The 13945-nt window shown below is 51.2% G+C and carries 11 protein-coding genes; 6 read left to right on the forward strand and 5 right to left on the reverse strand.

What is annotated here, in order from left to right; translation table 11 throughout:
• Window positions 1-1625 precede the first annotated feature (1625 nt).
• From CSC3H3_RS21165 to CSC3H3_RS21190, 6 genes are all read left to right on the forward strand, one after another.
• On the forward strand, window positions 1626-2837 hold the full coding sequence (locus CSC3H3_RS21165; RefSeq protein WP_101286434.1) for a helix-turn-helix transcriptional regulator: 1212 nt from the start codon (window positions 1626-1628) through the stop codon (window positions 2835-2837).
• Between the two features lie 1108 nt (window positions 2838-3945).
• A complete protein-coding gene (locus CSC3H3_RS21170) occupies window positions 3946-4821 on the forward strand; it encodes a ParA family protein (RefSeq protein WP_101286435.1) in 876 nt (291 codons plus the stop codon).
• Window positions 4821-5342, forward strand: a complete 522-nt coding sequence (locus CSC3H3_RS21175) for a hypothetical protein (RefSeq protein WP_101286436.1) — start codon at window positions 4821-4823, stop codon at window positions 5340-5342. The genes CSC3H3_RS21170 and CSC3H3_RS21175 overlap by 1 nt, the downstream gene beginning before the upstream one ends.
• Window positions 5343-6217: 875 nt before the next feature.
• Window positions 6218-7336 (forward strand): replication initiator protein A, encoded by a 1119-nt coding sequence (locus CSC3H3_RS21180; RefSeq protein WP_157831981.1) that lies wholly within the window; start codon window positions 6218-6220, stop codon window positions 7334-7336.
• Window positions 7337-7753: 417 nt separating this feature from the next.
• Window positions 7754-8320, forward strand: a complete 567-nt coding sequence (locus CSC3H3_RS21185; protein ID WP_101286438.1) for a helix-turn-helix domain-containing protein — start codon at window positions 7754-7756, stop codon at window positions 8318-8320.
• Window positions 8321-8328: 8 nt separating this feature from the next.
• Window positions 8329-8874 (forward strand): GNAT family N-acetyltransferase, encoded by a 546-nt coding sequence (locus tag CSC3H3_RS21190; RefSeq protein ID WP_101286439.1) that lies wholly within the window; start codon window positions 8329-8331, stop codon window positions 8872-8874.
• Window positions 8875-8921: 47 nt separating this feature from the next.
• On the opposite strand, the gene CSC3H3_RS21195 is transcribed toward CSC3H3_RS21190, so the two are convergent.
• The 5 genes from CSC3H3_RS21195 to CSC3H3_RS21215 all read right to left on the reverse strand — a co-directional run bounded on the left by CSC3H3_RS21195 (window position 8922) and on the right by CSC3H3_RS21215 (window position 13945).
• Window positions 8922-9365, reverse strand: coding sequence for a MaoC family dehydratase (locus tag CSC3H3_RS21195; protein ID WP_101269315.1), 444 nt, complete (start codon window positions 9363-9365; stop codon window positions 8922-8924).
• A 234-nt stretch (window positions 9366-9599) separates the two neighbouring features.
• Window positions 9600-10508: a carbohydrate kinase family protein gene (locus CSC3H3_RS21200; protein WP_101286440.1), complete on the reverse strand. Its 909-nt coding sequence runs from the start codon at window positions 10506-10508 to the stop codon at window positions 9600-9602.
• The gene (locus CSC3H3_RS21205; RefSeq protein ID WP_101286441.1) at window positions 10505-11584 is read right to left on the reverse strand and encodes an ABC transporter ATP-binding protein; all 1080 of its coding nucleotides are present in this window, start codon (window positions 11582-11584) and stop codon (window positions 10505-10507) included. The genes CSC3H3_RS21200 and CSC3H3_RS21205 overlap by 4 nt, the downstream gene beginning before the upstream one ends.
• Entirely contained in the window at window positions 11581-13092 is a 1512-nt protein-coding gene (gene argH, locus CSC3H3_RS21210; protein ID WP_245881426.1) for an argininosuccinate lyase, read from the reverse strand. The genes CSC3H3_RS21205 and argH overlap by 4 nt, the downstream gene beginning before the upstream one ends.
• Before the next feature lie 4 nt (window positions 13093-13096).
• A complete protein-coding gene (locus CSC3H3_RS21215) occupies window positions 13097-13945 on the reverse strand; it encodes a carbohydrate ABC transporter permease (protein ID WP_101269156.1) in 849 nt (282 codons plus the stop codon).

Raw genomic sequence — 13945 nt, forward strand, 5'->3', positions numbered from 1 at the left:
GATTCCGGGTATATACTCAATAATAATGAAACGCAGGATTTACAAATTTGTGAAGGCTTAAATGCCATTCACAGAACGCTCGTTCTACCACTTAAAATTTATTTGTCCTGGCACAGAAATTTTTAGCCGCCAGGCACCTCAAAATACCGAGGAAACAACCTCTAAGAAAAAACCTGTTTACGAATCGATATATCATAACTCTGTGAACAAAGCGCGCGTCCAGAGCCGCAAAAGCAACTTCGAAGTGCAGAAAAACAGATCAAATTTCAGGCCCTGCCTATCGCCAATCTGCTTCCTTAAACGTCCCTATCCCTTTGGCAAATTTAGGGCATCGATGCGGACTGTTTTACGTGACAGAAAGTGAAAAGGCGAAGGACACCGCCAAACAAGAACAGGCACTGCTTGCTAGCCCCCTGCCCTTACAACCACGTTCCACTGAATGCATGGTGTAACAAGCAACGATCCGATGATGCCCCGAATTCGATCTGCCAGCTCAGAATGCTCTTCAGCCTATATGCTGAAGCTAACAGCAATTTTTCAACCAAACATAGAGATGTTGCGACAAACTATCCGTTCCAGCGCCCACAATAAGGCCTCGATAACAGATATTGGCGACATTCGCTTCTCAGCCGCATGTATCAAGAAACAATCGGCCCAACGTCAACGAACACCCGGAAACAGGCAGCGGATTTATGACGTGCGCTTTACCTGATACGGTTCAGCTCTCAAGTCATCGATGGCCAATTCCAACATTTGGAAAAAGAAAGCCCCTTCCCCACTCTCCCCGGGCTAGCCAGGGTACCAAGCTTCGGGACACTCAACCGTCCTTGGAGAGCTCCACACCGAAAGACGTTGGCCCGTTGCGACCGTTGCGACCGTTGCGACCGTTGCGACCGTTGCGACCGTTGCGACCGTTGCGACCGTTGCGACCGTTGCGACCGTTGCGACCGTTGCGACCGAATGGCGGTGCCTGATGCCAAGAATACATGCAAGAAAAAAGGAAACCGGCAGCGGAAAACAAAGAGCTGATCAAAATGAACGCAAACCGCCCGGCGCAGCAAACCGGGCTCAATGGTGTTTTCCCCGCCGAAACAGTGGGCGGTTTATGTATTTGGATGAAGATCACACCCGATGGCCTATGACCATAAATCACCAGGAAACGCCGTTGAAACGTCTTCGTTCTGAACAGCTCTCATTTATCCTTCATGCTCCCCGAGATGGTGCCATCAACATGCGAAATCGTATTCCTGGCACCGTTTGGTCCGGGACGGCTCTTGAAGCAGAAATGCTGGGGAACAACTTACAATTATGCATGTAGGCCGGTGTGCCTCGTTCCCGTGAGATCAATTCAATACCGCCCTAGGGATCACTGGAGAGGAAAAATTAAGATATTTCGCGTGAAATGGCCTTTGTAAGCGCGCCGCAACGGCAATGACCAACGATGTCGGTCGGCTATTGCCAGGTATGAAAGCCGTGCTTTGGGTCCCCGGAATCCAGGATGAAATCCAAACTTTACGGCTATCCGCGAAAGGTACTCATAACATCAAATTAATGTATGTATTATTTTGATAATGAAGATATAGTCATCTGAATATACACATATAAAGCCGCAAGAAAGATCACCAATGTCCACGGGCTCTTTTCAGCAAAATCTGGAGGAACTTCGGCGGAAACTGGCCGAGGACAGAGCCAAAATTTCGGCTGAAACCGGCGAAATTTATAAGGAAATTGCAGCCAGTGAGGCCAAATCTTCGGTAAATCGTCCGATATCTGATCAGTCGGCCTATATCGCACGAGCGCTAAAAGCAGAGCGAAAATTGGGGCAATTGGCAGAGCGTTTTCGTGATCCTGTCGCATTTCAGCGCTGCCAGCTTGCGGCGGCCCTTCTAGAAGCATGCGAAACGGTAACGGCTGAGGGACGCGGCGCGACACCGCGCCGGTTACTGCAATTTCTGGCTTATGAAGGGGATGCATCATCGCATTATGAAAATCTGATCGGCGCTATGGATGTGTTTATGCTCCATGGCCACCCGATAGCCCCGAAAGGCAACCAGTTAAGCGAAGAATTGGTTGAAACCCTCGCAGTTCGCGCAAGCCTTCGGTCGCGAAACTGGCTTGATCCGCAGGATATGACGAGATGGGAAGATATTATTGCCAACCGTCACGTCCCCTGCCCTGTCGATGGCGAAACAATATCCAGATTTATCAATAAGATACGTGAAATTCCGTCAGATTCAGGGCTGATTGGTGCTGCGGATGCCATATATATAGTGTCAAAGCTGCTGCGAGAATTGAATCTCGAAGGTCGCGACATTGGTGATCCAGGGTTACACTCCACATTTCAGCTTGAAACGGATAACCCGCAAGCGATCTATTGGAACCGGATTGCCCGTGCCCTCCCCCGTTATCTGGTGATGCATTTTTGTGATGGTATTAAGATACCGGTGATGTGCGGTCCCGCCCTTACAGACTGCCAGGTCAAACTTCGGCCTTTGATTGATCGCGGGGCGACAGCCGAAGATGCGCGCGCCCACACTATTAATGTACTGGCAGCCAGCCTTGAAGCACTGGAACAAACAGAAAGGCTGCTCGCCCTTCACTGGCAAAAAGCCGAAAAGCTATCTTCTGAGGGACGCGGGACGAGCATTGGGAAGATTTGCGAATGGCTGTTTGAAAAAGGCACAATCTGCAGTGCAGATATTGTAGATCTGTGTGATTTAACACCTCAGGCAGCGCATTATCAAATCAAGCGCCTGTTGAATGCCGGCATCCTCACCCGTGGGGCACGCGGCAAAGTGGGCGGTCATTATTTTTTGGATGTTCTCCTCCAGCTCTAGGCCCCTGCCCTGCTGGTTGGTCGAGGTTAGCGCAAACGACAGTGCAGACCTTCCGACGTCTGATCCAACCACGCCAAAATTCCTAACAAAACATTAATTTCAATTCCCACTATTTATCAGTGAGTGCTAAGCTGCTGGTCGCTGCTCTGCACGGATTGCTTTTGGGGCAACCTTCAACAACGGCCAGCCAGAGATTATCCTGCGACACGATCAAGATAATCATTTTAATACAGACACTTAGTCTTCATGAAACGACCATCGAATAATCGAAACTCGTGAATGCGAGAACTGATAATCGATATGTGTGCTAACGATATGCGACAGTGTGATTTTCGTATGTCGATCATCGAGAAATAAATAATCGTGCAATGGATAATCGACATTGGAACAATCGCTATAGCGAAAACCGTTCATTCGTGTATCGAGTGAACGTATTGCGTTAATTGAATTATCGAAATCCGCAAGACCGTACAAACGAGAACCAATCCATCATTTTTCGTTTTTCGATGATCGAAAAATCTAGCTCCGAGTATCGAAATTCGCATTTCGTATTTGCGTGAAACGTTCCCGCGTGATACGTTTCTCGAATGAACGATATATGATTTTCGGTGTACGTATGTCGCGAAGACGAAAAACGTGTCAGCGGCTATCGATAATCGCAAAAACGTCAAAGCGAGTTACGAAATCCGAAAATCAGAATCCGGCCCCCGCTTGGACGTTTATCGGCTTTCGAATCTCGTTCATCTGGAAACCAATTTTCGGAAAAGCGCTCTTCGCATTTCGATCTGCCGAACAAGGAGAAATCGCAAACCGATAACCGTAAAAGCAAAATCCGATACTGCAGTTATCGAGATCCGTATCCCGTAAATCGAACATCGAGCCACGGAAAACGGCTTTCGGAAAAGCGTAGATCGACAAACAACGTCACGAAGACCGATCATCTCCTGAACGATTATCGAAAAAACAGGACCCGAAAGACCGAAACCAGATTTTCCGATCCTCATTTCCCGATCTTCGCGTATCGATTTCACAACGTCCGCAAATCGATACGCGAACACCGGATTTCCGGCGCAACGCAGCATGAATTACCAAAGGTCAAGGAACCGAAATGGCACGCTATAATTATGATTTGCCCTCAGACCTGATCGAAAAAGTCCGGGCCAAGGGGCCGATGGTCGTCGCGACCCTTAATGAAAAGGGCGGTGTTGGCAAAACCACGCTGACCTTTCAGGTCTGCGTCCATTTGGCAGAAGCTGGCTTGAAGGTTCTTGCTGTTGACCTGGACCCGCAAGGCAACCTAACCAAAACGACCCTTCGTTATGGTGAATTGCAGCATGACCGTGTTTTCGACGATGTCGACATTGATCGCGCCAATTCCATGACCATTTTCTCAAACGACAACGAACGGGTTAAGCCGTTGGCCATAAGTGACAATTTGGCCCTTAATACCGGCAATACCAACCTGGTCGCCCTGATGGGCATTCAGCATGATCTGCTGCTTGAACTTGACGAATATCTGGCCCGACAGACGGATTTTGACATCATGATCATTGATTGCCCGCCCACACCGGGGAACCATGTGACGGCTGCGGCAATGGCCGCCGATTTCGTCCTCTCGCCAGCAAATGCGGACGAATATTCGTCTGATGCGATCAAAAACGTCGTCAAAACCATTACCCGCTTCAAACGCAAATATAATCCGGGCCTTAACCTGCTTGGCGTCATCCTTAACGATGTCGATAACAGCTCGAAAATCAAAAAGGATTATGTCGAACTGATGCGCGGCGAGGGGACAGAACCCGACGAATTTTACTACAGCATCCGCGACAAGGTTTTTGAAACGCGCCTTGGCAAACGCGTCGCCTTCCAGGAATCCCAAACGGTTGGCATGCCGATAACCCGTTATCAGCGCGGCACTGCAGCCGATGAAATGTATAGTTTTCTGCTGGAGCTTGTGACCCGGCTGAGCAAGGAGGAAGCGTAATGGCGACCAAACCAAACTTCGCCCGTCTGGCCCGTCGCGAACGCGTTAAAAAGGTTCCGCCGCGCCCGGAGGATCTTGCCGAGATCTGGAACCCGGAAGAAACCGAAGCCGATATCGCAAGCCAGTTAAGCGAACAGCTTCCTGAAGCAGAAACAGAACCGCAAGCCGAAGAAAAACAGCCAGAAGCCGCCCCTGTTGCGCCGCAACCGCAAGTAAATACACCACAGGAAACGGTAGCACCGGCGGCTGCCGTTCAGGCATCAACCGGCGTGCATTCCGGCAAAGAATATATCGGCCTTTTACGCATCGAAACCAAAGTGGACGAGGCTGTGGATCACGTCATCCGCATGCTGGTTCGCAAGCGTAAGGCCCATTTACAGAAAAACGATCCGCTGCCGGAAGGCGAGGAATACACCCGTGCAGATTTCATGCGCGAAGCCCTGATCCGCTTCTGCCGTGACCTTGACGGAAATTTCGATGATCGAATCGAGCTTCAACGCAAGGTTATGGAAGAAGATTAAAAGTTCGTAACTTCGCGGACACCTTAAAAAGGCGCGCACCAAGCGCCCATAACAGCGGCCCTTCCAACGGGGGCCGCTGTTTTTCGGTACAGGTTAATCGGTTCCAAGTTCGCCGATACAGAATGAACTCGCAGCAAGCATAAGTCTCTCACGCAACAGCCACAGGGCAGGGCAGGGCAGGGCAGGGTAGCCGAAAATCACATCGTTTGCCGGCCTGCAAAGTTTTGTTTGAAGCTATTCCCCACCAGAAACTTCAATAACATGCACTGGACCGCCGAAATCCGCCAATTTTCGACGGTTTTACTGCTTGGGCAAAATCCCGACAGCATTTCTTTCGTCATTTCGCGGACGAAATTGTTTGCACACCCCATCTCTCAGAGCGCCCCCCACCGCGAATTCGGCCACCTACAGGCATAAACTGCCTCAAAATGCGCCGGTAAACCGTCCGCGATGTAACGATTCGCCGTACAAACGATTCGTTATTTCGCGGACAAATGCCCGTTAACCTTTTGGAAACACAACTTAAAGCATCGCTTCAAGAATAAAAAAGACATGATTCCAACACTTTAAAAACATGGCTTTCCAGACATGTCAAATATGGTGCCAAAAAACATCGTCACATCGCGGACAAAGGGGTTAATTTTCGTCACTGGAGGCCAAAACCAAACGCCCTAAAAAAAACGGCCCCAAACCGATGGCTGAAAAGCGACCGTGAAATGCCGAATATTCAATTACCTAAGCACGGTTGTTTTCGGCATAACGCGGACATTTTTTCTCGGCACATCGCGGACACAAAAGAATCAAAACATTGATATATCGGGCAGATTTGACCAAACTCGGCACATCGCGGACATCAGGGGTAAAGGGACAAAAGCGTGGCGAGTTCACAACAGGTAGATCTATTCCTGGATCAACTGGTCGATGGTGCCCCTTTCAAGGACGACCGGATGCTGATGGAGCATCCGTGGTTCTCGCTGACCAAGCAACCGCGCCGGACCCCTTTTCATTACAGCCGGGGCGGCGTTGACATCCGCATAGAGCCGGGCGCCAAAGGCATGGCGAACATCTATGACAAGGATTTGTTGATGTATCTGGGCTCGATCATCAACGAAAAGCTGGAGCGCGGCGAAAAAGTCAGCGACCGCAAAATTACCTTCGCCGCCCACGATTTCCTGCGTTCAACCAAGCGTCAAACGTCAAAACGGGGCTATTCGCTGTTTCTTGACATGCTTGAACGCCTGGATGGTACCCGTGTGCGTACCAACGTTGAGTCCGGGAATGACAAAATCCGGTCCGGTTTCGGCTGGATTGAAAGCTACCGCATTATCGAGCGCAAAACCAAAAACGGCCGTTCGATCATGGCAGGGGTCGAGGTGACGCTGAATGAATGGATGTTCAAAGCCATTGTCATTGACCGCCGTGTTCTGACCATCAGCCCGCGTTATTTTGACCTGTCAAAGGGCCTGGAACGCCGGATTTACGAGCTTGCACGCAAACATTGCGGACAGCAGCGCAGCTGGCTGATCAGCATCCCCTCGCTTAAGGAAAAATGCGGTTCAGACCGCGAAGAACGCAAGTTTCGCGCCGATCTTGGCAAGATCATCGAGGATGCAAATATCCCCGATTATACGCTGCGCATGGGCAAATCAGCCGATTTTGACAGCGCCTTCAAAAGCCGGAACCCCAAGGAATGGATGCTTGAGGTTCGTCCCATCCGTCCGCAAAGTGACGAAGTAATCGAGGCTGCGGCCAATCCGACCGAAGAAAGCCCGGAAAAGCTGTTTGAACGGGGGGATGCTCAATTCCGGCCCAAGCCGCTTTCCATCCACGTCATCAATAATGCCCGTGAACGCTTTCCTGACTGGGATATAGACCATCTGGAGCGGGAATGGGCAGGTTCAAGCCAGCGCAACCAGCTGGTTATCAAGGACCCGGAAAAGGCCTTTATGGCGTTTTGTGAGCGTTATATCGCCAACCGCAGCGTCGAGATGTAAGGCCGTCTGTGGATAAGTTTTTATCCACATCGGCATATCGCGGACCAAAGATCGGCACATCACGGACGACTATTCGATACTTTGCGGTCGTGCTTTTGCGGACGAAAGATTTGATACTTCGCGGACAATAGATCGTTACAACGCGGACGTTTGATCCACCCGGACTCCTGAAAAGCCAAAGGAGTCCCATTTCCGCGTAACTTATATAACTCTACTCTAACAATCTTTATTAACTCATATAACAAATCTAAGGCATTTGGACGTTATATAAGGATTAATATTTTGTTAATAAATAAAACCACACAGCCCGTTCCCTGTCCACAATAAAAGCAGAACGTGTCACCACACGAATACTTGCAGGCTATAATCCGCTAAAAACGCTTGTTAAAACGTCATATTTGGGACAAATTCCCACTTATGAAACAAACGCAGCAAAAATCCCTTGATCAGCAGATCGCAAACCAGCTTCGGTCCCTACGCCAGCAGCGTAACTGGACGCTCGATGATGTTGCCAGCCAAACCGGTATCAGCAAATCAACACTATCTCGCCTGGAAAAGGCCGATGTCAGCCCAACCACCGGAATGCTTGCCAAATTATGTGCGGCACACGACATAACGCTGTCACGCTTGATGATGCTGGCCGAAGAAAATTATGAACCATTTTACAGCGTCAGCGACCAGCCGGTTTGGACCGATCCTGAAACGGCATATGTCAGACGGTCCGTATCCCCGCCAGCAGCGCAGCTAACAGGCGAAGTGCTGGAATGCATAATTCCGCCCAACACCACCATAACCTATGCCCAGCCCCCTAAAATCGGCCTGGAGCACCACCTGGTCATGATTGATGGGGAATTGACCCTTTCCATTGATGACGTGCGCTACGCCCTAAAACAGGGCGATTGCCTGCGCTATCAGTTAACCGGGCAAAGCAGCTTTCAAACCAGCCCCGGAAACGGTGCACGATATCATCTTTTTATTTTGTAAGAACCGATATGCAGGTGTCCACGATATCCGCCAAATTCACCCTTGAAAACTGCACCGCTCAGCAATTTGACCAGCATATTGATGGTCTGGCGGGTTTGCTTCATGCCTGCGTGAAGGCGGGGGCCAGTATCAGCTTCATTCAGCCTTTTGACATCGCCGCTGCAAAGGCATTCTGGCAATCAAAAGTACGCCCGGGGCTGGTTGCAGGAACGCGATCAGTGTTAATTGCCAGGGTGGGCGACATTGTAGCCGGTTCGGTCCAGCTTGACTGTGATACGCCGCCCAATCAGCCCCACCGGGCAGAGGTGGCGAAATTGCTGGTTCATCCCGATTTTCGCCGTCAGGGGCTTGCAAAAAAGCTGATGATGGCGCTGGAAGAACTTGCGCGGGTAAAAAACCGCAGCCTGATCACACTTGATACCCGGACAGGCGACAACGCAGAGCCACTTTATACTGCATTGGGCTATAAAACCGTTGGCACCATTCCCGGATTTGCCAAAGACCCGTTTACCGATACGTTCGATGCCACCACAATCATGTATAAGCAGCTTTAAGGGCCGTTTGCCGGGCAGGAGAATGGTGGTTGAAAGGCCAGCAGACGTTAACCGTGTTCAACCATCAAAACATGGTCAGCGGTTAAGACGATGTCACCATCCTGATTAAGAACGTCAAAGCGTTCGATCACCTGGCCAAAATCGGGGTTATCGGTTTTGGCTTGCAGGTCCGTTACCGTGATGGATGTTTTCAGGGTGTCGCCAATAAAAACCGGCCGCACAAAACGGACCCGGTCGTATCCTGATGAAAAGGCAACCGGGTTGTTTGTCGTTTGTGACGCCAGCCCGATCCCGAATGAAAAAACCAGCGTGCCGTGGGCAATACGCTGTTTGAACGGGGTGGATTTAGCGTATTCGGCATCCATATGATGCGGTGAAAAGTCGCCCGTATGGCCGGCATGGGTAACAATATCGCCTTCGGTTACCGTGCGTGCCGCACTCTGACGGATATCACCTTTGCGGTAATCGTTGAAATACTGCTTTTTTTCCACGCCGGTCCCCTTGCCACGGGGTAAACCAACCCCTGTCTGACGGTTATCATATTCACATGATGTGGGTTTTACCAAGGCTTGCAGGGCCATGCAAACAAAGCCGTGCCTATCTGTCAGGGCAGGGGCATCTGACAGTGACATAGGAAATGGAACGGATAAAAGTCACCAATAACCGCGATCGTGGCTGAAAGCAGGGCTAGGAGTTGCAAAATACCGGGGATATCAAATGGCTTTTCAGGCGACGGAAGGATGTTTTGAAAACAGTTTTCCCGCGCCACCTGCCATTTGCACCGCACGGCTGCCAGCATCAATACCGGCCTTCAGGCAATCGTCCGGGCTTGCATGGTTTAACCAGGCTGCCAGGAACCCGGCATTAAAGGCATCACCTGCCCCGGTTGTATCAATAACCGGTACCTTTGGTGCTGACTGATGAAAAATTTCGCCCTGATACGCCATATAGGCCCCATCTGCCCCGACCTTAAGAGCAATGACGGGAAAATGCTGTGCCAGGGTGGTAATGGCGTCCCGCGGGTTTGTATGGCCGGTAATGGCGCTGGCTTCTTCCATATTGGGCATGAAAACATCAATGCCTGCCCCATGCGCCAAAATGCCGGTTCCATGAATCAGGGTTTCATCCCAGCTTGGGTCAAGCGAAATGGTTAATCCTGCCTGTTGGGCATCCGCTATAAGGCCGGGAATTTCATGAAGGGTTGCATATTCGGCAATATGTAAATGCCCGGCATTCGGCCATTTCAGAGCCAAAGGCAGCGTTTTGGGTTTGGCAGAACCAGCCCGGCGTGACAAAAACGCCCGGTCGTTTTCCTGAATGGTCACAACCGTTACCTGCGGGCCGGCATCAGCAGATTTTTCCAGAAACTGCAGGTCAATATTGCTTTGTTTCAGAAGGCCCAAAAGGCTGTTTGATAGCGCATCGGTGCCAATCCGGCTCAGAAGGGCACTGTGCTGGCCCAGGTAATGCAAATGGGCCGCCGTAATAAAGGCACCACCCCCGGCCTCGATTGCCAGGCCATCAGCAAAGACTTCGCGACCCAGAACCGGCATATGATCCAGCCCGGAAAACAACAGGTCGCAATAGGTCCGGCCGATGCATAAAATGCCATTTTGGGTTGTTTTTTTATTCATGCGCGGATCAAAGCCTTCTGGCTGTCGCTGTCAAAGAAATACAGGCTTTCGACATTGGCTGTTGCCGAAACGGTTTGTCCGGCGGCCAGTTGGTGTTGCGCCGGGGCCGATGCGATCACGACGCCATCGGCGGTATCAATATGCACCAGTGTTTCGGACCCTAACGGTTCCAATACCAAGATTTCACCGGTAATCGTCAGCCCGGTTTTGCCGGTCGGGGTGCCCACGGTAAGGGCATGGGAACGCACACCAACCGAAATGTCACGCTCGCCAGCAAGGTCAGGGGCCGGGGCGGAAATAACGGCATTGGCGTTTTTCGCAATCAATGCGTTGTTGCTGGAACGTGCTGAAACCATGTTCATTGACGGGTTGCCAATGAAACGCGCGGTAAACATGTCAGCCGGGTTTTCATAAAGGTCGGTGGGGGACCCGCTTTGAAGAATATGACCATCGCGCATCACAACAATGCGGTCTGCCATGGTCATGGCTTCGACCTGGTCGTGGGTGACATAAACAATCGTGCTTTTCAGGCGTTGATGCAGGCGTTTGATTTCAATGCGCATCTGGGAACGTAACTGTGCATCAAGGTTTGATAATGGTTCATCAAACAAAAAGGCAACCGGGTTACGCACCATTGCCCGGCCAATGGCCACACGCTGGCGCTGCCCGCCTGACAGGGCCGATGGTTTACGATCCAGAAGTTCCACCAGCCCCAAAAGGGCGGCTGTTTCTTCGATACGCTGTTCTTTTTCCGCCTTTGAAAGTTTGGCGGTATAAAGCCCGAAACCGATATTCTGGCGCACCGACATATGCGGATAGATCGCATAATTCTGGAACACCATGGCAATGTTGCGTTCTTTGGGTTCGTGTTCGTTTACGATTTCGCCGCCAATGCGCAAATTGCCGCCGGTAATGGTTTCAAGGCCGGCAATCATGCGCAATGTCGTTGATTTGCCACAGCCGGATGGGCCGACAAGCACAACAAACTCGCCATCCTTGACCGTCAAATCGATCCCGTGAATGGTTTCGATCGAACCGTATTTCTTGGTTATTTTTTCCAGTTGGATTTCGGTCATGCGCTGGCTCCCAGCAAAGCATTGAATTTTGTCTGAAGCAGGATGTCGGCCTGTGCCGCGTCATTATTGGCTTTTGCCAATGCAGCGCGCAGGGCTGCCAGATCATCCTGGTAAGATGTAATGGCATCGGCAATTGCCGTTTCGCCCGGCCCCCCAAACCGGTCACGAACGGCAACGAAATGGGCGGCTGAAACAACCGTGGCAAAGCGTTTGGCATCCATGGCGGTTTCGCGCCCGGTGCTGTCGGCAAAGACCTTGCAGAAGGGGGCGTAGCCGTCGGTTACAAGGTCGCCATTTTGCGCAACGATGGTTTTGGCGACATGGGCGGCAATTTCGTGGGCCTCGCGGAAGGAAAGTCCTTCATTGCGCACCAGATCATCGGCCAGTTCGGTAATGGTGATACAGGATTTGCGAATATTTTCCGCCACCCTGTCTTCATTGATGCGAATGGCCGACACAAAGCTGGTCATAAGGGCGATCACGCGGCTGGCCGTTGCAAAAGCCTGATAGCCAAATGCCTGGGTTTCGCCTTCGCTGTCATTCATGTCGGTAAATGGCGTGTTATGCATGATTTCGATCATTGCACGTGCCCGGCCAAATGTCTGGCTGGCAAGAAGGCGCATATGTTCGATTGGCACGGGGTTGCGCTTTTGCGGCATGATCGATGAAATCTGAACCAGAGCATTGGGTACATAAAGCTGCCCGACCTCGAAGCTTGACCAGAATTGAAAGTCCTGGATCGGCCGACCCAGATGCAAAAACAGCAATTCCAGCGCCCCATAGGTGCCGCTGACATAATCTATCGCGGCAATGCAGCCGTACGAATTGCGCAGTGGCGCATCAAAACCCAGAAGTTCGGCCATGCGGTGCCGGTCAATATCAAATCCCGACGTGGTAATGGCCGCAGCCCCCATGGGCGAAAGGTTAACTGTTGCCAGGGCATCAAACAGGCGTTTGGCATCGCGCAGCAGAACTTCGATCATTGCCGAAAGATAATGGGCAAAGCTTGTGGGCTGTGCTGGCTGGCCGTGGGTATAGGCAACAATCAGCGTTTCTTTTTGCGCATCGGCCTTGATGATTGCGCTGTCGATCAAATCAAGCACCTGGCCCAAAAGGCTGGTGATGCGCCGGCGCAACTGCAGTTTGAACAGGGTATGGTCAATGTCATTGCGCGAGCGCGCAGTATGTAACCGCCCGCCCAGATCCGCACCGAGGCGTGCCTTTAATTCCTTTTCGATCAGGAAAAAGAAATCTTCGACCTCGCCGGTATAGGTTAGTGTTGCCGGGTCAATTTCGGTTTCAATCGCCTGCAGGGCAGCGGCAATTTGCGATGCCTGCGATTGGCTGAGAATGCCCTGTTCGCACAGCATGATCAGATGGGCGCGATCAATACGTTGAAAGTCGCTGGCGAAATGATCACGCGCACCGTCAAATAACGGACCAAGGACGGTATCCTTGTAAACCGGGTCGGGGAAAACCGAACTGTCGTGAGGGGGATTATGTGCCACGATATTATCCTTTCAACCCGGCCAGCATGATGCCACGCACGATAAAGCGCTGCAGAACCAGAAAAACAATCAGGGTGGGAATGGTGGCAAGGGCCGCACCGGTCATGATTTTTTCCCACTGGATGGATTGTTCGATGGCAAAACTCGTCAGACCGACGGGCAGGGTGTAAAATTCCTGGCTGGTGGTTACAATCAGCGGCCAGAAAAACGCCGTCCAGTTACCCAGAAATGTGAAAATCGCAAGGGCGGATAAGGCAGGGGTAACCAGCGGCAGCGCGATTTTCCACCAGATCTGAAATTCGTTAAGGCCATCAATGCGGGCAGCTTCAAGGAAATCGTTGGGTACGGTTTCAAAAAACTGCTTCATCAAAAATGTGCCAAAGGCCGTCATCATGCCGGGGAACATCACCCCCCAATAAGTATCAATCCAGCCCAGCTTGCTTGACATCAGATACCACGGGATCACCAGCATTTCGGTTGGAATCATCAGGGTGGAAAGGATGGCAAGGAAGATCAGATACCGTCCGCGAAAGTCAAATTTCGCCAGCGTGTAGCCCACCAGACTGTCAAAAAACACGTTGGACAGGGTGACGGTTGTGGCAATACCCATGGAATTGGCAAACCAGCGCAGAAAACGGCCGTCAGATAAAACCTGGATGTAATTATCCAGCGTTGGATATTCGGGAAACAGGCGCATGTCATAGACCTGGCCCGCATCCTTGAAGGAGGTGCCAAACATGAACAGGATGGGCGTTATCATGATGATCCCGCCGATCAGAAGGACGGCCCAGGTCAGGATGCGGCCGGGGCGGGCTTTTGCCTGCATGAGGCTTTCTGAAATTGCAGTGCTCAT

The organism is Thalassospira marina, assembly GCF_002844375.1.
Taxonomy (GTDB): domain Bacteria; phylum Pseudomonadota; class Alphaproteobacteria; order Rhodospirillales; family Thalassospiraceae; genus Thalassospira; species Thalassospira marina.